Origin of the sequence: Paracoccus methylarcula (assembly GCF_003007735.2) — a bacterium.
Classification (GTDB): Bacteria; Pseudomonadota; Alphaproteobacteria; order Rhodobacterales; family Rhodobacteraceae; genus Paracoccus; species Paracoccus methylarcula.
Genome location: NZ_PXNQ02000005.1, coordinates 1 through 18,589, shown reverse-complemented (window position 1 = coordinate 18,589; position 18,589 = coordinate 1). Strand labels below are relative to the sequence as shown.

General features: G+C 63.2%; 16 protein-coding genes. 6 read left to right on the top strand and 10 right to left on the bottom strand.

Annotated features, from left to right (window positions below; translation table 11 throughout):
* Nucleotides 1-14: 14 nt before the first annotated feature.
* The 4 genes from A7A09_RS09015 to A7A09_RS09000 all read right to left on the bottom strand — a co-directional run bounded on the left by A7A09_RS09015 (nucleotide 15) and on the right by A7A09_RS09000 (nucleotide 3,041).
* Nucleotides 15-833 carry a M55 family metallopeptidase gene (locus tag A7A09_RS09015; protein WP_106691100.1) on the bottom strand — a complete coding sequence of 273 codons (819 nt, stop codon included), beginning with the start codon at nucleotides 831-833 and terminating at the stop codon, nucleotides 15-17.
* Between the two features lie 12 nt (nucleotides 834-845).
* A complete protein-coding gene (locus A7A09_RS09010; RefSeq protein ID WP_211341088.1) occupies nucleotides 846-1,037 on the bottom strand; it encodes a hypothetical protein in 192 nt (63 codons plus the stop codon).
* A gap of 67 nt (nucleotides 1,038-1,104) precedes the next feature.
* On the bottom strand, nucleotides 1,105-2,130 hold the full coding sequence (locus tag A7A09_RS09005; protein WP_106691099.1) for a DmpA family aminopeptidase: 1,026 nt from the start codon (nucleotides 2,128-2,130) through the stop codon (nucleotides 1,105-1,107).
* Nucleotides 2,131-2,177: 47 nt separating this feature from the next.
* Nucleotides 2,178-3,041, bottom strand: a complete 864-nt coding sequence (locus tag A7A09_RS09000) for a D-amino-acid transaminase (protein ID WP_106691323.1) — start codon at nucleotides 3,039-3,041, stop codon at nucleotides 2,178-2,180.
* Between the two features lie 145 nt (nucleotides 3,042-3,186).
* Here A7A09_RS09000 and A7A09_RS08995 point away from each other — a divergent pair, with 145 nt between their 5' ends.
* On the top strand, nucleotides 3,187-4,110 hold the full coding sequence (locus tag A7A09_RS08995; protein WP_106691098.1) for a LysR substrate-binding domain-containing protein: 924 nt from the start codon (nucleotides 3,187-3,189) through the stop codon (nucleotides 4,108-4,110).
* 72 nt (nucleotides 4,111-4,182) lie between these two features.
* On the opposite strand, the gene A7A09_RS08990 is transcribed toward A7A09_RS08995, so the two are convergent.
* The 5 genes from A7A09_RS08990 to A7A09_RS08970 are packed head-to-tail and all read right to left on the bottom strand — an operon-like array spanning nucleotide 4,183 to nucleotide 11,377.
* Complete coding sequence (locus A7A09_RS08990; protein ID WP_211341087.1) at nucleotides 4,183-6,279, bottom strand: CocE/NonD family hydrolase; 2,097 nt, start codon at nucleotides 6,277-6,279, stop codon at nucleotides 4,183-4,185.
* A 46-nt stretch (nucleotides 6,280-6,325) separates the two neighbouring features.
* On the bottom strand, nucleotides 6,326-7,957 hold the full coding sequence (locus A7A09_RS08985) for an ABC transporter ATP-binding protein (protein ID WP_106691096.1): 1,632 nt from the start codon (nucleotides 7,955-7,957) through the stop codon (nucleotides 6,326-6,328).
* On the bottom strand, nucleotides 7,950-8,777 hold the full coding sequence (locus tag A7A09_RS08980) for an ABC transporter permease (protein WP_106691095.1): 828 nt from the start codon (nucleotides 8,775-8,777) through the stop codon (nucleotides 7,950-7,952). Before A7A09_RS08980 ends, A7A09_RS08985 begins: the two co-directional genes overlap by 8 nt.
* A complete protein-coding gene (locus tag A7A09_RS08975; protein ID WP_106691094.1) occupies nucleotides 8,774-9,781 on the bottom strand; it encodes an ABC transporter permease in 1,008 nt (335 codons plus the stop codon). The genes A7A09_RS08980 and A7A09_RS08975 overlap by 4 nt, the downstream gene beginning before the upstream one ends.
* A 9-nt stretch (nucleotides 9,782-9,790) precedes the next feature.
* Nucleotides 9,791-11,377: an ABC transporter substrate-binding protein gene (locus A7A09_RS08970; RefSeq protein WP_106691093.1), complete on the bottom strand. Its 1,587-nt coding sequence runs from the start codon at nucleotides 11,375-11,377 to the stop codon at nucleotides 9,791-9,793.
* A 268-nt stretch (nucleotides 11,378-11,645) separates the two neighbouring features.
* Between A7A09_RS08970 and A7A09_RS08965 the strand changes: the two genes are divergently transcribed.
* Nucleotides 11,646-12,377 (top strand): helix-turn-helix domain-containing protein, encoded by a 732-nt coding sequence (locus A7A09_RS08965; RefSeq protein WP_211341086.1) that lies wholly within the window; start codon nucleotides 11,646-11,648, stop codon nucleotides 12,375-12,377.
* 63 nt (nucleotides 12,378-12,440) lie between these two features.
* Here the strand turns inward: A7A09_RS08965 and A7A09_RS08960 are convergent, their stop codons facing one another.
* Nucleotides 12,441-13,559 (bottom strand): ROK family transcriptional regulator, encoded by a 1,119-nt coding sequence (locus A7A09_RS08960; protein ID WP_170167059.1) that lies wholly within the window; start codon nucleotides 13,557-13,559, stop codon nucleotides 12,441-12,443.
* A gap of 120 nt (nucleotides 13,560-13,679) precedes the next feature.
* On the opposite strand from A7A09_RS08960, the gene A7A09_RS08955 reads away from it, so the two are divergent.
* The 4 genes from A7A09_RS08955 to A7A09_RS08940 all read left to right on the top strand — a co-directional run bounded on the left by A7A09_RS08955 (nucleotide 13,680) and on the right by A7A09_RS08940 (nucleotide 18,442).
* Nucleotides 13,680-14,708: a sugar ABC transporter substrate-binding protein gene (locus tag A7A09_RS08955; RefSeq protein ID WP_170167058.1), complete on the top strand. Its 1,029-nt coding sequence runs from the start codon at nucleotides 13,680-13,682 to the stop codon at nucleotides 14,706-14,708.
* A gap of 113 nt (nucleotides 14,709-14,821) precedes the next feature.
* On the top strand, nucleotides 14,822-15,889 hold the full coding sequence (locus tag A7A09_RS08950; RefSeq protein ID WP_106691322.1) for an ABC transporter permease: 1,068 nt from the start codon (nucleotides 14,822-14,824) through the stop codon (nucleotides 15,887-15,889).
* Entirely contained in the window at nucleotides 15,889-16,659 is a 771-nt protein-coding gene (locus tag A7A09_RS08945) for an ATP-binding cassette domain-containing protein (protein WP_106691089.1), read from the top strand. The genes A7A09_RS08950 and A7A09_RS08945 overlap by 1 nt, the downstream gene beginning before the upstream one ends.
* 190 nt (nucleotides 16,660-16,849) lie before the next feature.
* Nucleotides 16,850-18,442 carry a gamma-glutamyltransferase family protein gene (locus tag A7A09_RS08940; RefSeq protein ID WP_366465720.1) on the top strand — a complete coding sequence of 531 codons (1,593 nt, stop codon included), beginning with the start codon at nucleotides 16,850-16,852 and terminating at the stop codon, nucleotides 18,440-18,442.
* Nucleotides 18,443-18,589: the final 147 nt, after the last annotated feature.

The following is an 18,589-nucleotide window of genomic DNA, read 5'->3' as shown; positions in this document are numbered from 1 at the left end:
GAAGCGGACTCCTTTCAACGCAGGGCGAAACTCATGGCGGACAGGGCGGCCATCCAGCCGATTACCTCGGCCATGGTGGCACAATCGAAACCGATCGTCATTGCATCGATCCGCCGCGAAGGCGGCAGCACCGACATCTGGTCGGCCAGCGCGGCATTGCCCATGACGAATTCGGCGCGGAACGGTCCCTGCCACCGGGCCGGCTTCATCTCTCCGGCCCGTTTCACTGCGCGGATCGCCCCCTCCTTCAGCATGGCATGGGCCCGGGAAACCGAGACCTGCCGTGCCGCGCGATGGCCATAGGCATGCTTGACCGTCACGAATTCCGCCTGCGGAAAGATCGGCGCGTTCTCGTCCCGCGTGCAATCATCGCCCGAGATCAGCCCGACCGGCACTCCCAGTTCCCCGGCATAGGCGCCATAGATCGCCGGTTCGCCGCAGGGTGTTCCATTGATGCGGATCTCGCGAAAGGCAAAACCGTTGGTCGTATGAGCCAGCACCCCGCCCTTTCCCGCCATGGAGTGATGCCCGGTCATGAAGATCAGGTCGAATTCGCCCGTCAGACCGCAGGCCATGTTCATCGGCTTGGGCTTTCCAAGGATCAGGTCCGCAGCGGGATGCAGGCGCTGCGGCAGAAGATTGGTCATCGGTCCATGGGAATCGTTGACGAGAATTTCCGTCGCCCCGGCCTCGACCAGCCCTTCAACGACCGCGTTGACCTCTGCGGCCATCAACTCCCGCGCCTTTTCGTATTCGGGATGACCGGCCTGTCCCTGCGCGGGCGAAATCACGCCCGCCACGCCCTCGATATCCGCCGAGATGTAAATCCGCATCGCCAGTTTCCCTCACATGCTGCGCCCGGTCGTCGACTTGTCCGAGCCGGATTCCCCCACCACGGCCAGCGTCTCGCCCGGAGCGAAGCTGAAGGACAGGTTCCTGATCGCGCGAAAGCTACCTTCCTCCCCGTCGAAATCGACGCTGACATTCTCGACGCTGACGATGGGCGTCCGGGCAGATTCCTGGAGGCTTACTGGCATCTGGATTCCTTCGGATAGGGCCTGTCGCGACCCGGTATTTCCATTCGCGGCAGGGGCGGCAGAAGCGTCACGCACCGGCATGGAACCAATCCGACAAAAGCGGGCGGCTCGCCCCGTCCCGTCCTTCGACCGCGGTTGCCGCGCAAAGCGCGTTCAGCACCGCCTCTTCGGTCGCCTCGCAGGCAGCACGGAACATGTCGTCGATATGGCTGTCATGCAGGCGCCGGATCGCGAGGAAATCGCTTTCGGCGTCATGCGGAACGCGGTTCGCTGTGGTAAAGCCCAGCACGATATCCCCGCTGCCATGGCCCCAAAAGGCCCCGAGCCGGGCGATCCCCGCCCCCGCGCGGCGGCAAATCCGCTGCAACTGGCGCTGATCGACCGGCATGTCAGTCGCCAGCACCACGATGACCGAACCCTTCTCGGGACGGGATGGCTGGCGCGGATCGGGGCGGCGGCCATCGGGAAGGACCAGGTCCCCTGCGCGCCCGAAATTCGCCAGCACCAGAGCGCCCAAATGCCGCGTTTCGCCCGATATGTTCACTTGCCGCGAAGCGCTGCCGATCCCGCCCTTGAAGCCGAAACAGGTCATCCCGGTGCCCGCGCCGACCGATCCTTCGGCGAAATCCGTCCCGGCGGCATCCATGGCTGCGATGGCGTCGGCCTCGGTCACGGCCATTGCCTGGATGTCCGACAGGACACCGTCGTTGCACTCGCCGACCACCGCATTCAGCGTCGAGCTTTCGCGCCCTATATCGGGGTTTTCGCTGATCGCACGCCCGATCAGCGCATCGACGCAGCGCCCGACCCCGAAAGTGTTAGTCAGCAGGATCGGCGTTTCCAGCAGGCCCAGTTCGGCCAGTTGCACCAGCCCTGCGCTCTTGCCGAAACCGTTCACGACCTCGGCGGCTGCAGTCAGCTTCTGCCGGAACAGATTGCCCGGTTGCGGGATGATCGCGGTCACGCCGGTATTCACCGCGCCGCCACGGATCGTCCGATGGCCGACGGTGACTCCCGGCACATCGGTGATCGCGTTACGCGCGCCCGGAGACATGAGCCCCGGCCCCACAGCGAAATCCCGATAGCGCGCCATCTTGTTCCCTTCTGCCGACCGATCCGATTGCAAGCCTGCTCCGTGATTCATTCAACCGGTTCAACCCGTATTCCTGCCGCCTGCAGGTAGAGTTCCTGAAGGTGCCGGGTCACGGGGCCGGGATGCCCGTCGCCGATCACCTGCTCGCCGATCCGGACGACCGGCTGAACCAGGCTGGAGGCGCTGGTCAGGAAGGCTTCGGCCGCGTTCTGCGCCTCGGCGATGGTGAAGGGCCGCTCCTCGAAACGCAGCCCGCGCGTCTCGATCAACCGCAATACCGCTTGCCGCGTGCAGCCGGGAAGCGTGGCATGGGAATTGGGCCGCGTCACGATCGCACCCGCGGCAGTCAGGATGAAAGCGGTCGAGGATGCGCCTTCGGTGATCAGCCCATCCTCATGCAGCCAGACATCGTCAAAGCCCAGGGCATGGGCGGCCTGCTTGGCCAGCACCTGTCCCAGCAGCATGCTTGTCTTGATGTCCCGGCGATCCCAACGCGGATCCGGCATCAGGGCAACCGCGATCCCGTTGCGCAAAGCGGGCGTGTCGCGCAGGTTCCTGGGCTGGGTGAAAGCCACGAAATTCGGAGCGATCCCGGCGTCGGGCAGGAAATTCCGTTCGGCCGTCCCGCGCGAGACCTGCAGATAGATGGTGCCATCGCGCATGCCGTTGCGGCGGATCAGTTCGGCCTGCACCTCGCGGATTCCGTCCAGGGGCAATGGCATCGGGATGTCGATTGCGGCCAGCGAGCGTTCCAGCCGCGCAAGATGCAGGTCATTGTCTATGAGGCGCCCGTCGATCATCGCGGTCACTTCGTAGATCGCATCCCCGAACAGGAAACCGCGATCCATGACGGGAATGACAGCTTCGCTTTCGGCCAGATAAGCCCCGTTCACATAGATTTGCCGCGTCATTCCTGCCCCTTGCTTCGAAGTCTCGCGATAATCCAGCCTTGGACAAGGATTGGCCAATGCCAGTTCCGGCAAAGAGCATTCCAATTTTGCATAGATGTTATTAATCAAGGGGTAACGCAGATGAAACCGCATCCGGAGGTTCGAGGTGGAACTGAAATGGCTGGAAGATTTCGTCATGCTCGCGAACACGGCCAGTTTCTCGCGCGCGGCCGAGGCGCGGCATGTCACCCAATCCGCGTTCAGCCGTCGAATCAAGCAGCTTGAGGCATGGGTCGGGGCGTCATTGGTCAGCCGCGCCAGCCTTCCGGCCGAACTGACCGAGGAGGGGCGGAAATTTCTGTCCGTCGCACAGGAAACGATCCGCGCCTTGCACAATCTGCGCGACAATCTGCATCCCGAACAGGAGGCGCGGGAAAAGCGGATCACCTTTGCCGCGTTGCATACATTGACGGTGACCTTCCTGCCCGAGCTGCTTGAACAGGTGCGAGGGATGCTGCCCGATCTGCTGAGTGCGATCATCCCCGATCGGGGAGGGATCGAGGCGAATCTCGATGCGCTGGTCAGCGGCGAGGTCGATCTGTTCCTGACCTATGCCCATCCTTTCGTGCCGATGCTTTTGGATCCGACCGCATTCGAATGGCGCGTCTTGGGAACCGAAACCCTGGTTCCGGTCGCGGCACCGGGGCTCGGGCTGGCTGCGGGTCCGTGGGAGGATGGTGAGGGCCTGATCGAACTGGCGATCCGGCTCGGGGCGCCGCTCCCCTATCTGGATTATGGCAGCAGTTCCTTTTTCGGTGTCGCCCTGCAAAAGATATTCTCTCGCTCGCCCGGGATGCGATGGCAGGTCGTTCATCAAAGCACCATCAGCGACGGTCTGAGGCAATGCGCCCTGGCGGGGTGGGGTGTCTGCTGGCTGCCGGAGGCGCTGATCCGCCGTGATCTCGAACTTGGACGGCTGGTCCGTGCCAGCAACCGTCCCGAATGGACCCTGCCTCTCGAGATCCGCATTTATCGTCACCGCGACACGACCCGGGCGATTGTCGATGATTTCTGGAGGCTGATCCCCTGAGCCGAGCCGCATGGACCCGTCGCGACCGCATTGTCAGCCCGGCGGTCTCGCCGGGCTGACAGCGCCGGAAAGTCACATGAAATCGCGCGCGACACGCTTCTCGTAGGTCTTGTGGAAAAGCTGGTCATCGCCTTCGAACGCGGTCACCGATGCCTCGATCAGCCATTTGTCCCGGGTGCAAGACAGTCGCGTTTCAATTTCGGTGCGCACGGACCAGCCGGGTCGCTGAAGATGGCAGACCCATGACGCCTCACCGGTCATGGAAAGCGGATCACCCTGTCGGATGGACCAGATCTCGTCGCGAATTTCACGTGTCGCGAGGTGATTGTCGGGATGTTCCTCCAGCCCGGTATCCTCGTGGATCCGGTAACGGGTTACTCCCGCGCCCATGTCACGCTCGACCGTTCGCCGTGTTTCACCCGGCAGATGCTCGATATATTCGGGCAGCGGGTCGGGATTTTCAGGTGCGGGCAGATCGATCCTCTGATGCGCGCCCAACATGGGCATGGCCAGGGACAGGCTGGCGGTGTCGATGTTCAGGCCCGGATCATCGGCGGCGGGCAGGATGATCGGCCAATAGGAAGTCGATAGCGACAGGCGGATACGGTGGCCCGGTGCAAAGCGATAGCCGCAGGCATCGAGCAGCATTGCGATTGGCACCGTCTTGCCTTTCGGCATCGGCTCCGGTGCCGCGTTCCCCTTGCGATGCGCCAGGTTGAGGGTGCCGTAAGTGACCCGGGTTGCGGTTCCGTCGGGATGCACATCCACGATCCGGGCGACAAGATTGGCGGAAGGTGCGTTGCAACGCAGGCAAAGCGCCAGTTCCGGCTGGCCGAGATAGAGATGCTCTTCCTGCAACGGCGCAGTCTCGAAGACCAGCGATCCGCTGTCGTCGATCCGCTGATCCCCGGCCATCTCCGCATCGGGCTTGAGCGTGAACCATTCGCCCGCCGCGGTGCCGGTATCAAGCGGCGACCGGATGAACATCTCGCCGATACCGTCCCGCGCGCACTGTTTCAGGGAGCCGAAAGCGTCGATGCCGAAATTTTCCCGCTCCGGAGCCGTCCAGTCCGGCTTGGCGATCCAGAAACCCGGATCCGCCTCGCGCCGCAGGGCCGGGCGCGGCCCGTCCAGGATATAGGCGCGCATTTGCGGCAGCTTCTCCGCGCCGTTCGGCTCGTCCCTCAGCCAGCGGTTCCACCAGGCGATGGCCTCGCCGTGGAAATCCGCGCGGGGCTTGGGCCATGCGAAATGCGGGTATTTATGGACCCAGGGGCCGATCAGCGCCTTGGCCTTGCTTCCCAACCCCTCGATCGCCTTGATCGGCGTGTTGCGATAGCCGTCCGCCCAGCCCGCGATCACCAGCGCCGGCACCGGGAAACCGTCGAAATCCTCGCAGATCGAGCCATGTTCCCAAAAAGCGTCCCGCCGCTGATGGTCCAGCCATTCCTCCATGAAGAAGGGCTCGCCCTCCAGCCGCTCCAGCCACATCTCGCGCCAGCTTTCGCCGACGATCTCGGGATCGGGCGAGCGCGACTGATAGGCCAGCATGGTCGCCGCCCAGGAAAGCTGTGCCGACAGGTGGCAGCCATTCTTGTAATGGATGTCGTCATTGTAGCGATCGACGGTGGAGGCGATGGAAATCACCGCCTTCAGCGCCGAAGGTTTCAGCGCTGCGACCTGCAGGCAGTTGAAGCCGCCCCAGGAGATCCCCATCATCCCGACATTACCGTTCGACCAGGGCTGCGCGGCGATCCATTCGATAATCTCGCAGGCATCGGACAGCTCTCGCGGCGTGTATTCGCCTTCGATCACCCCGTCGGATTCCCCTGAGCCACGGATATCCACGCGCACCCCGGCAATCCCTGCCCCGGCAAAAACCGGATAGGTGGATTCGTCGCGCGGATCGGTGCCGCCGCGCTTGCGATAGGGCAGGAATTCCAGCACCGCCGGCACCGGCTCCTGTCCGGCATTGCCGGGCATCCAGATGCGGGCGGCCAGCCGGGTGCCGTCCTTGAGGGTGATCCATTCATTCTCGATCACGGAGAAAGCCTGTTGTGACATGACGATCCTTGCAGCTTGGGGTGGTTGCTCTCGATCAATGCGCGTTGGAACCGGGTGGAAATATTGACTGACCAGTGCCGAATCCGTGAATTGGTTCTTCTTCATGCAAATATCCCGGCGGCTCGGCGGCCCGCAGGCACCGCCCCCGAACCTAATGTCCGGCGCTTTCGCGGCGGCGGGTGGCGAGGATCCGTTCCAGCCAGCCGATCTCCAGTTCGGGGACGGATTTCAGCAGCAGGTCGGTGTAATCGTCAAAGGGCGGGGCCAGCGCGCGGGATTTCGGCCCGAACCGCACCAGCCGCCCGCCATGCATCACCGCGACCGAATCGGCGATGGCCCGGACGATGGCGATGTCATGGGTGATGAAGATATATGACAGCCCCTGCTCTTCCTGCAGCCGCAAGAGCAGCTTCAGAATGCCGTCGGCCACAAGCGGATCGAGCGCCGAGGTCGGTTCGTCGCAGATGATCAGCTCGGGCTTTGCCGCCAGCGCACGGGCAATAGCGACGCGCTGCTTCTGCCCGCCGGACAGTTCGGCCGGGTAGCGGTCGATGAAGCCGCTGCCCATCTCGATCTGATCGAGCAGTTCCTTGACCCGCGCCACCCGTGCCGATCCGCGCAGGCCCTCGTAGAAGGTCAGCGGCCTGCCGATGATCTCGCGCACTGTCTGGCGCGGGTTCATTGCCGTGTCGGCCATCTGGTAGATCAGCTGCAACCGCCGCAGATCATCGCGCGAGCGGGCCTTGCGCGCCGGCGGCAGGACCTGCCCGCCAAACTCGATCCGGCCCGCGCTTGGCGGCAGCAAGCCGGTCGCCACCCGCGCCAGAGTCGATTTGCCGGAACCGGATTCCCCGACGATGGCAAGGGTCTGACCCCTCGGCACATGCAACGAGATATCGTGCAGCACCGGAACCCCGTCGCCATAGCTGGCGCTGATATTCTCCATCCTCAGCAAGGCGCCCGACTGGTCCGGCGCCTCGTCGTGCCGGATGCTGCGCATATTCACCAGTGCCTTCGTGTAATCCTGCACGGGCTGCTCGATGATCTGCCGCACAGGGCCATGTTCGACCATGTCTCCGTGCCGCAGCACCATGATCTCGTCCGAGATCTGCGCGACCACCGCCAGGTCATGGGTGATATAGAGCGCCGCCGTCCCGGTTTCCTCGATTGCATGCTTGATCGCCGCAAGCACGTCGATCTGCGTGGTCACGTCAAGCGCCGTGGTCGGCTCGTCGAAAACGATCAGGTCGGGTTTCGGGCATAGCGCCATCGCCGTCATGGCCCGCTGCAACTGCCCGCCCGAAACCTGGTGCGGATAGCGGCGTCCGAAACTCTCGGGATCGGGCAGGCCGAGCATGCGGAACAGATCAAGCGCCCGTTTGCGTGCGGCGTCCCGGCTCAGCAGGCCATGCCGCAATGTCGCCTCGATCACCTGATCGCCCAATCGATGCGCCGGGTTGAAGGCCGCGGCGGCGGATTGCGCCACATAGCAGATCCGGCGTCCACGCAGCCCGCGAATGCCGGATTTTCCCAGTTTCAGGATGTCGGTGCCGTCCAGCGTCACCTCACCCCCGGTGATCTCGACCCCGCCACGGCCATAGGCCAGCGCCGCCAGCCCGATGGTCGATTTCCCGGCTCCGGATTCACCGATCAGGCCCAGCACCCGGCCCTTTTCCAGATCGAAGGAAACGCCATTGACGATGGAGATCCGTCGCGGAGGCTCGCCGGGTGGATAGCTTGTCGCCTCGATCTTCAGATCTCGCACCGAAAGCAGCTTACCCATCGCCACGCCCTCCCTTGAGGCTGGATGTCCGCCGCAGCAGCCAGTCCACGACAAGGTTGACGCAGATGGTCAGCGCGGCGATCGCCGCCCCCGGCAACAGTGCCGCCGAGACACCGAAGATGATGCCGTCCTTGTTATCCTTGACCATGCCGCCCCAATCGGCAGTCGGCGGCTGGATGCCAAGGCCGAGGAAGGACAGCGTCGAGACGAACAGGATCGCGAAGGCGAAGCGCAAGCCGAACTCGGCCAGCAGGGGCGACAGCGTGTTGGGCAGGATCTCGCGAAAGACGATCCACAGCTTGCCCTCGCCGCGCAGCTCCGCCGCCTCGACGAAATCCATCACCGCGACATCGAGCGCCACCGCGCGGCCAAGGCGAAAGACGCGGGTCGTTTCCAGCGCGGCGATGACAAGGATCAGCACGGTCAGGCTTTGCGGCAGCACGGCCAGCACTACGAGCGCCAGGATCAGCGTCGGGATCGACATCATCAGGTCATTGAGCCGCGACAGGACCATGTCGATCATCCCGCGCGAGACCGCCGCGATGAAGCTGAGGGCGATGCCGACCGAGAAGGCCAGAACGGTTGCGCTGAGCGCCACGAACAGCGTCGTGCGGGCGCCATAGATCAGCCGCGAGAGCAGGTCGCGGCCCAGATTGTCCAACCCCAGCAGGAATTGCGCATCGGCGGGCTGCCAGACATCGCCGACGATCTCGGTCTCGCCATAGGGCGCGATCCAGGGGGCGAAGATGGCGCAGATAAAGGCCAGCAGGATGCCTGCAAAACCGATCCAGGCGGTCAGGGGAATACTGCGCCGGTTCATCGCGGATGCCTCAGGCGCGGATTGGCGATGATGGCAAGGATGTCGGCGGTCATGTTCAAAAGGATGTAGATCGCCGCAAAGATCAGCCCGCAGGCCTGCACCACCGGCAGGTCGCGGACAGTGACGGCATCGACCATGTATTGCCCCATGCCCGGATAGACGAAGACCACCTCGACCACCACGACGCCGACGATCAGATAAGCCAGGTTCAGCGCGACGACATTGATGATAGGCGCAAGCGCGTTCGGCGCCGCGTGATGGGTGATCGACCGCAGCGCGCCCAGCCCCTTGAGCTCTGCCGTTTCCATATAGGCCGAAGACATCACGCCCAGGATCGCGGCGCGGGTCATGCGGATCATATGCGCAAGCACGACCAGCACCAGCGTCGCCACCGGCAAGGCGATCACCTGCAGCCGTTCGATCAGGCTCATGCTGTCATAGACCGTCGCCGGGAAGGCTGCGGCGCTGGTCTTGACCACGAAGAACATGATCAAGAGATAGCCGACGAAGAATTCCGGCAGCGAGATCGCCGCCAGCGACAGGATATTGATCAGCCGGTCGGGCAGCCGGTCGCGGAACCGCACCGCCACCACGCCCAGCCCCACCGCCAGCGGCACCGCGATCAGCGCCGAGACCGCCGCCAGGAACAGCGAGTTGCCCAAGCGGTTGCCGATCTGCTCGCTGACCGAGTTCCCGCTGGCCCAGGAAGAACCGAAATCGCCTTGCAGCGCATTGCCCAGCCATTCGAAATAACGGCTGGTCACGGGCTGATCGAGGCCGAATTCGGCGCGGATATTCGCCACCGCCTGCGGCGTCGCGGACTGGCCGAGATAGGTGGTGGCGAAATCTCCCGGCAGGGCCTCGACACCGGCGAAGATCAGCACCGATACCGTCAGCAGCAGCAGGATGCTCAGCAGCAGCCTTTCGGCGATGCGGGCCAGAAGCGGAAAGCGCCGCCGCAGCCACAGGCGGGGCCGCGGCAAAGTTGCAGGAAACCCGGTCATGCGATGCGATCAGCCTTCCAGCCAGACGCGGCTGGCGACATAGCCGTTCGAGATATCGTTCCCGATATCATGCACATAGCCTTTCACATCCTTGGTCGCCGCGTTCAGGTAATCGTTGAACACGGGCAGGATCGTGCCGCCCTCGTCGCGTACCATCACTGCCATCTCGCGATACAAAGCCGCCCGCTTGTCATTGTCGAGCTCGGAGCGCGCCTGCAGCAGCAGCTTGTCGAAATCCTCGCGCTTGAACCGGGTGTCGTTCCATTCCGCCGTGGACAGATACGAGGTCGAATAACGCAGGTCCTGCGTCGGACGCCCGCCCCAGTAAGAGGCACAGAAAGGCTGGACATTCCACACATTCGACCAGTAGCCATCCTCCGGCTCGCGCTTGACGTCAATCTCGATGCCGGCCTTCTTGGCGCTTTCCTGGAACAGGGTCGCCGCATCGACGGCGCCCGGAAATGCGGCATCCGAGGTGCGCAGCAGGATTTTCCCCTCATGACCGGATTTCTTGTAATGGAACGCCGCCTGCTCGGGGTCGTAGGCGCGTTGCTCGATGCCGGTCGGGGCCAGCGCGTAGCTTTCATTGACCGGATAATCGTTGCCAAGCATGCCATAGCCGCCGACGACGCGTTCCAGGATGGCCTCGCGGTCGATGGCGAGCTTCAGCGCCATGCGCAGGTCGTTATTGTCGAAAGGCGCCGTGTCGCAATGCATCAGGAAACTGTAAAAGCCCTTGCCGGGCGTTTGCAGGATCTGGACATTGGGTGCGCGCTCCAGAAGCCCGACGGTCTTGGGTTCGACGAAATTGATGAAATGAACCTGCCCCGAGGACAGCGCGGCGATCCGCGCCGTGTTGTCGTTCATGACGATGATCTCGACATTGTCGACATAGCCGCGATCCGAGCGCCAGTCGTCCTGGTTCTTCTCGAATGTCGCACGCACGCCGGGCTCGTGGCTCAGGAGCTTGTAGGGTCCGGTGCCGATGGCCGCGTTGGGATCGTCCATGCCGCCATTCGGCTGGATGATCAGGTGGTAATCGGTCAGGATCAGCGGCAGGTCGGCATTGCCCTCTTTCAGGGTGATGACCAGGTCGCCGCCCTTTTCCTCGATCCGGTCGAGCGAACCCAGAAGCCCGAGCGCACCGGATTGGGAGGCCTCGTCGGAATGGCGTTTCAATGTCGCGACCGCGTCTGCGACCGTCAATGCCATGCCATCGTGGAACCTGACATCCTTGCGGATCCTGAATGTCCATTCAGACGCATCGGCAGAGGTTTCCCATGACTCGGCAATCGCGGGCAGGGGCTCGCCGGTTTCGGGATGCGATTCGACCAGCGTATCGCCCCAGCAATGCCCGACGACGAACAGGACCGACCCGCTATAGGTGGCCGGATCCAGCGCGTCCGTGGTCGCACCACCCCGAAGCCCGAGCTTGAGATGCCCGCCGTGCTTGGGTTCCTGTGCCCGGGCGGATGGAGAAAACATCGTCGCGGCGGAACCCGCTGCAAGACCAAAGGCTGCCGCCTGTCCCAGGACCTGGCGGCGGTTGTAGCCCTGGTTCGCAAGGCCCGCGAAAGGCCGTCTGATGAGCGTCATGTTTTTCTCCCCTTTTTTGTTCTGTTCTGCCGGCTATCCCCACGGTCGGGGCGGACGGTGTTTCGTGGTGCTCGCGGGCTGGATTTCCGCCGAGAGCCGCTTTTGCGGGTTTTCCATCGCCGTAGCGGCTTGATCGACCCCTGGTCAACTTCGCGACTTGACGCTGATTTAAGCTTGTTTACGCTATCATGATAACCATCAGGCCCGACCCATGAAAGATCCGGCATTCGTCGAAAACCTCAGATTCGCCTGCAGCACGCGGCCATCGGTGTCGCAGATATGCCGGGAGATCGGCGTCAACCGGCAGCAGTTCAATCGCTATATCAGTGGCGAGACCCTGCCTTCAGCCTATAATCTCGCCCGTATCGCGGGTTATTTCGGCATGGAGGCGAAAAGCTTTCGACTCAGGCCCGAGATATTCCGTGATCGTTTCAACCAGCCGGGCGGTAACTTGTCGGGAGACAGGGTGCTGAATGATGGATTCCCGGGTGATATCGACGGCTTGCGGCGCCACCTGGGATTCTATCAGACCTATCACCGGTCGATGTCCTGGCCCGATCACGTCGTCTGCTCCTGCGCGCGCCTCTATGAGCGTGACGGTTCCGTGCATGTGAAATCCATCGAGCGCATCAATGATCCCGAAAACGAAATCCGCCAGTTTTCCAGGTATGTCGGCCTGGCCGCATTCTGGCGGCAGCGGATATTCGTGGTGGAACGGACGACAGGCCCGCAATCGATGATCGCGGAAACCATTCTGACACCATTTGGCGAGCATCAGCGTGTCTATCTGAAAGGCATCACGATCGGCGTTTCATGGCGCAAGGAAAACCTCCCCTATAGTTCGCGGATGATCTGGCGATACCTGGGACGAGATGTCGATTACCGAATCCTGTTGCGAAACTGCGGCATCCTGCAGGCCGACTCGCGTCACTTGCCGCCGACGGTGCGGAAATTCCTGAACGCGCCGCTTTCGGAATGCCAGACGATTCCGACCATGTGATAAGATGCCGATGACGCCCCGCCCCGGAACGGCCGCCAACATGCAGGGCGGGAAGGGCGGCAATCAGCCCTTGTAAGAGATCCCGTTCGGCTGGAAGAAATGTGAAAGGGGGAGTGCCGCCGCACCAAGGACGCGGGCCGTTCGTCCCATGCTGCCCTCGATGACTTGCGGGCGGTCAATTCCCTCGGCGGGAAGCGTGGCCAATGCCTCGCGCGTGGCTTCGACCAGGCGGGTCCGGGTTGCGGGCGGGATCGCGCCGTCGATGACCACCAGGGGCAAATCCACGATCGAGACTGCGGTCAGTGCGGTGAAGGCCAGTGCCTGCCCCGCCTCCCTTGCCCATTCGGATTCGATCGCTTCGGGCGGGTTCCATCCCGAGTCGTCCGGCGGTAGCGACCTGCCGAGCCGGTGCTCCAGCCTCGCGACGGAGGCCCGGTCCAGCAGTTGTTCGCCGCCGGGCAGCAGGGTCGAGCCCAGAGCCGCCGCGTTCCGCCTTGGCCCGAACCGCAGGTTGCCGTCCAGAACGATTCCGCCGCCGGGAAAATGCGCCATGTAGATATGCAGGAAATCGGCGGGAAGGTCGCGCCGCCCGAAAATCAGCTCTGCCCCGCAGGCTGTCGTGGCGTCATTTTCCAGGAAGATCGGGAAAGGCAGATCGCGCCCCAGCTCATCGCGAAGATCGAACCCGCGCCAATCGGCCATTTCCTTACCCCAATCCCAGAGCCGGAAGGGGGTGGCGATCCCCAATCCCGCGATTCGCTTCTGCATCTCGGGCGACAAGGAGGACTGGAACGTGGCGATTCCGTGATGGGCAAAGTTCAGGACCCGATCTGGCGTCAGATTCGATAATACCTCCTGACGGTGGAATTTTATCTGTCCGGCAAAGTCCACCAAGGCAAGCTCGACAAGTTTCCGCCCCAGCTTCAGGCCGAGGAACAAGGCACCGTCGGGGGCGAGGGAAAGCGGTGTGGATGGTTGCCCCACCTTTCCCCTGACAACGTCCTGTTCTGCCAGTAAACCATTTTTTATCAGCTTCCTGGTGAGGTTTGTCATGGCCTGCGCCGAGACGCCCGTTGCATGCGCCAATGACGCGCGGGGCATCGGGCCATGTCGTCGGACAAGCGCGAGGATCAAGCGCTCGTTCCGGCTGAGCTCGTCGAGACGGTCGCGATCATCTGGCATGTTTGAGCCTCCCTTTTGTCTATTAATAAACGTAATTGAGTTATTGACAAGCCATGCCCTGTAGTGCTTATTCCTGACAGATCGGGCAGCCAGCCCGCTTGTGGTGGAGGAGATCACGTCATGCATAAATCAACCGTTATTCGCCTGTCTCTGGCGGCATCCATGCTTGCGGCGGGCGCGGGCCTCGCCCATGCGCAGGAGCCTGCGAAGGCCTGTCTGATCACCAAGACGGATACCAATCCGTTTTTCGTCAAGATGCGCGAGGGCGCCAGCGCCAAGGCCGAGGAGCTCGGTCTCGAACTCGATACCTTCGCCGGCAAGCTCGATGGCGACAATGAAACGCAGGTCGCCGCGATCGAGACCTGCATTGCCGGTGGCGCCAAGGGGATCCTGATCACGCCGTCCAACAGCTCGGCCATCGTCGATTCCGTCCAGCAGGCGCGCGATGCCGGTATCCTGGTCATCGCCCTGGATACACCGCTCGATCCGATCGATGCGGCCGACATGACCTTTGCGACCGACAATTTCCTGGCCGGTGAACTGATCGGGCAATGGGCGAAGGCGACGATGGGGGATGCGGCTGCCGATGCCAAGATCGCGCTGCTCAACATCGACATCGCCCAGCCAAGCGTCGGTGTGCTGCGTAATCAGGGCTTCCTGACCGGCTTTGGCATCGATGTCGGCGATCCGGACAAATGGGGCGACGAGGAGGATCCGCGCATCGTCGGCAATGACGTGACGCAGGGCAACGAAGAGGGGGGCCGCAAGGCGATGGAGAACCTGCTCGTGCAGGAGCCTTTCATCGACATGGTCTATACCGTCAACGAGCCGGCAGCGGCCGGTGCCTATGAGGCGCTCAAGGCTGTCGGGCGCGAAGGTGAGGTGACTATCGTGTCGGTGGACGGGGGCTGCCCCGGCGTGGAAAATGTCGAGGCCGGCGTGATCGGAGCGACCTCGCAGCAATACCCGCTGCTGATGGCCTCCAAGGGCATCGAGGCGATTGCCGCTTTCGTCGAGGACGGCACCAAGCCTGAGGCGACGGAAGGCAAGAATTTCTTCGATACCGGGGTCGAGCTGGTGACCGACGCGCCCGCCGAGGGGATCGAGTCGATCTCTGTCGCCGAGGGCAAGGACCTTTGCTGGGGCTGATGCCGCGAGCCCGATAAATCCAAACGCCATGGGTATTGGAGGCAGGCCTCCGCTTGCCCCCTTTACGCAACCGTTCCGCCGCGGCGCAGGCCGCGGACAGAAGGGAGGAACGCATGTCGGATAACGAGAATTACGAGGCTGCCGTGCAATCGGCTTCGACCGAGGTCGCCAGCTTCGAAGAACAGGGCAAGGGCCTGCTCGGCCATTTCCATCATGCCCTGCATGCGACGCCGTCACTGGTGCCGCTGATCGTGCTTCTGTCCTCGATCGTCATCTTCGGGATCGTCGTGGGCAGCAATTTCTTCTCGGCCTATGCGCTGACACTGATCCTGCAGCAGGTGCAGATCGTCGGTGTGCTGGCGGCTGCCCAAACGCTGGTGATCCTGACCGCCGGGATCGATCTTTCGGTCGGCGCCATCGCGGTGTTCATCTCGGTCATCATGGGGCAGTTCACCTTCCGATACGGTATCCCCGCCCCGGCCGCGGTGATCTGCGGCCTGGCCATCGGCACGGGAATCGGCGCCATCAGCGGCTGGCTGGTCAGCCGCGTCAAGCTGCCGCCCTTCATCGTGACATTGGGCATGTGGCAGATCGTCCTGGCGGCCAATTACCTGTATTCCGCCAACGAGACGATCCGTTCACAGGATATCGCGACCGACGCGCCATTCCTGCATTTCCTCGGCCGCACCTTCGAACTGGGCGGCGCCAAGCTGAACCTGGGGGTGGTGCTGATGGTGATCCTGGTCGCGGTCCTGGCCTACTGCCTGCGATCAACCGCGTGGGGCAGGCACGTCTATGCCGTCGGTGACGATCCCGAGGCCGCCAAGCTCGCGGGCGTCAATGTCAACCAGACGCTGATGTCGGTCTATATGCTGGTCGGCTTCATCTGCGCGCTGGCTGGCTGGGTCATGATCGGGCGCTTCGGTTCAGTATCGCCATCGGCCACCACCGGCACATTCGGCAATATCCAGTCGATCACCGCCGTCGTGATCGGGGGGATCTCGCTATTCGGCGGCCGCGGCTCGATCCTTGGCGCCTTCTTCGGTGCGCTGATCGTGGGCGTGTTCGAACTGGGCCTGCGCATGGCCGGTGCGGATGCGCAATGGACCTATCTGCTGATCGGTGCGCTGATCATCGGTGCGGTGACCGTGGATCAATGGATCAGAAAGGTGTCTGCGTGATGGAACCCATTCTCAAGGCTCGCGGGCTGGTCAAGCGTTATGGCAAGGTGACCGCGATCAACCACAGCGATTTCGACCTGATGCCGGGAGAGATCCTGGCGGTGATTGGCGATAACGGCGCGGGGAAATCAAGCATCGTCAAGGCATTGTGCGGTGCGGTCATCCCTGACGAGGGAGAGGTCTGGCTGGAAGGCAAAAAAGTCAATTTCTCGTCTCCCATCGATGCCCGCGATGCCGGGATCGAGACGGTCTACCAGACCCTGGCCATGTCGCCCGCGCTTTCCATCGCCGACAACATGTTCATGGGGCGAGAGCTGCGCAAACCCGGCTTCATGGGGAAATGGCTGCATCAGTTGGACCGGCCGGCGATGGAGAAATTCGCCCGTGAGAAACTGTCGGAACTTGGCCTGATGACGATCCAGAACATCAATCAGGCGGTCGAGTCCCTTTCGGGCGGTCAGCGGCAGGGCGTGGCAGTGGCGCGTGCCGCGGCCTTCGGCTCCAAGGTGATCATCCTCGACGAGCCGACCGCCGCGCTTGGCGTCAAGGAAAGCCGAAAGGTGCTGGAACTGATCCAGGACGTGCGCTCGCGCGGGATCCCGATCATCCTGATCAGCCACAACATGCCGCATGTCTTCGAGGTCGCGGATCGGATCCATATCCATCGGTTGGGCCGCAGGCTCGCCATCATCGACCCCAAGCAGCATTCGATGTCGGACGCGGTCGCCTATATGACCGGCGCACAGGTGCCTGACGGGGTCGCCGCGTAAATCATTCCGGCGCCGGGGCGAAACCCCCGGCACCGGCCCTACGGGAAGATCCGGGTCTTCCCGCCGCTGCCCGCCCGGTTCCGCTATCGGATCGGACCCCCGGAGATGGAAGACCGTTTCGCGACAGAGTTGCATCATGCCCCGCCTGATGCGATCACGTAGCCGGACCATTTCCAAGCGAGGCCATCCTGTGACGCATTTCGACTTTCTTTCGGGACGCCGCCCACCCGGCTATGCCAGCCGCGCGATGATCGCGACCTCGCATCCTCTGGCCACTTCGGCGGGCCTTGGCGTGCTTGCCGAAGGCGGCAATGCGGCCGATGCGGCGATATGCGCCTGCGCGGTGCAATGCGTTACGGATTCGCATATGACCGGGATCGGCGGCGATTGCTTCGTGCTATATGCGCCGGCGGGTGGCGAGGTGCGGGCCCTGAACGGATCCGGGGTGGCTCCTGCCGCCGCAACCCCGGATGCGCTGCGCGAAAGAGGGATCACCGAGCTGGCCCAGACCAGCCCGCATTCCGTCACCATCCCCGGGGCGATCTCGGCATGGTGCCTGCTGCATGACGAATACGGGACATTGCCGCTGGACCGGCTCTTTGCCCCGGCGATCCGCTATGCGGAGGAGGGGTTCCCGATCACGGCCCGGGTGGCACGTGACTGGGCCATGTCGTGCGACACCCTGAAACCGGGCGACCACGCCGCGCGATTGTTCCTGCCCGGCGGCCATGCTCCACGGGCCGGTGCGATCATGCGGCAGCCATTGCTTGCCGCGCGTCTGCGCGAGATCGCTGCGAAGGGGGCGGCGGGGTTCTATACGGGCGAGACGGCCGCGAAGATGAGCCGCTACCTGCGGGAACTGGGCGGGCTGCATCGCGAGCAGGATTTTCACGACTCGATGTCCATCGCCCGTTGGGAAAAGCCGATTTCCGCCTCTTACCGAGGCCACGAGGTGCTGGAATGCGGACCGAACGGGCAGGGGCTGGCCGCCCTGCTGATCCTGCGTATCCTGGAGGGGTTCGAGATGGGCGCGCAGGTTCCTCAAGCGGACCGCATCCATCTGCTGGCCGAGGCGACCAAGCTGGCCTACCACCATCGCGATGCGTTGATCGCCGATCCCGCGCATTGCGAGGGGATCGCGCAGCAACTGCTTTCGGATCAGGTGGTGGACGGGCTGAGATCGCGCATCGATCCGTCGCGCGCGACCGAGCCGGTCCTGTGGACCGAGGCCGAGCACAAGGATACGATTTATCTTTGCGTGGTCGATGCGGAAGGAAACGCGATTTCCTTTATCAATTCGATCTTCCACGCTTTCGGGTCAACGCTGCTCGATCCCGAAACCGGGGTGCTGTTCCATAGCCGCGGCTCTTCCTTCCGGCTCGATCCGTCCCATCCGAATGCCATTGGTCCGGGCAAGCGCCCGATGCATACGATCATTCCGGGCATGCTGCGGGAGAACGGCCGCGTGACGATGCCTTTCGGGGTGATGGGCGGGCATTACCAGGCGGCGGGTCATGCAAGTTTCCTGTCGGCGGTGCTGGATCGGGGCCTGGACATCCAGGCCGCGATGGAAGAGCCGAGGACTTTCGCCTTCGACGGCGAATTGCAGTTCGAACCCGGATTGCCCGACGATGTCCGCCGGGATCTGGAGAGTCGCGGCCATCGCCTTGTCCGGGCGCCCGGACCGATCGGCGGAGCGCAGGCCATCCGGATCGATGGTGAAACCGGGGCACTGATCGGGGCTTCCGACAGTCGCAAGGATGGAATGGCGGCGGGTTACTGAAGTCTTGGGGCAGGGCCGTCCTTTAGAGCAGTTTGCGCTTAATCGAGTCCACCCCGGCCCATTTCTTCTTCATGCAAGTATCCCGGGGGTCCGGGGGCAGCGCCCCCGGCCATCGCAGGATGCTACTCGCAGCCGAACCTGATCAAC

Excerpts from the sequence above, each read along its gene's own strand:
- A7A09_RS09000 (WP_106691323.1), bottom strand. The coding sequence starts at position 3,041 with ATGACGCGGCAAATCTATGTGAACGGGGCTTATCTGGCCGAAAGCGAA.
- A7A09_RS09010 (WP_211341088.1), bottom strand. The coding sequence starts at position 1,037 with ATGCCAGTAAGCCTCCAGGAATCTGCCCGGACGCCCATCGTCAGCGTC.
- A7A09_RS08945 (WP_106691089.1), top strand. The coding sequence starts at position 15,889 with ATGGAACCCATTCTCAAGGCTCGCGGGCTGGTCAAGCGTTATGGCAAG.
- A7A09_RS08955 (WP_170167058.1), top strand. The coding sequence starts at position 13,680 with ATGCATAAATCAACCGTTATTCGCCTGTCTCTGGCGGCATCCATGCTT.
- A7A09_RS08985 (WP_106691096.1), bottom strand. The coding sequence starts at position 7,957 with ATGGGTAAGCTGCTTTCGGTGCGAGATCTGAAGATCGAGGCGACAAGC.
- A7A09_RS08960 (WP_170167059.1), bottom strand. The coding sequence starts at position 13,559 with ATGCCAGATGATCGCGACCGTCTCGACGAGCTCAGCCGGAACGAGCGC.
- A7A09_RS08990 (WP_211341087.1), bottom strand. The coding sequence starts at position 6,279 with ATGAAGAAGAACCAATTCACGGATTCGGCACTGGTCAGTCAATATTTC.
- A7A09_RS08975 (WP_106691094.1), bottom strand. The coding sequence starts at position 9,781 with ATGACCGGGTTTCCTGCAACTTTGCCGCGGCCCCGCCTGTGGCTGCGG.
- A7A09_RS08950 (WP_106691322.1), top strand. The coding sequence starts at position 14,822 with ATGTCGGATAACGAGAATTACGAGGCTGCCGTGCAATCGGCTTCGACC.
- A7A09_RS09005 (WP_106691099.1), bottom strand. The coding sequence starts at position 2,130 with ATGGCGCGCTATCGGGATTTCGCTGTGGGGCCGGGGCTCATGTCTCCG.
- A7A09_RS09015 (WP_106691100.1), bottom strand. The coding sequence starts at position 833 with ATGCGGATTTACATCTCGGCGGATATCGAGGGCGTGGCGGGCGTGATT.
- A7A09_RS08980 (WP_106691095.1), bottom strand. The coding sequence starts at position 8,777 with ATGAACCGGCGCAGTATTCCCCTGACCGCCTGGATCGGTTTTGCAGGC.
- A7A09_RS08970 (WP_106691093.1), bottom strand. The coding sequence starts at position 11,377 with ATGACGCTCATCAGACGGCCTTTCGCGGGCCTTGCGAACCAGGGCTAC.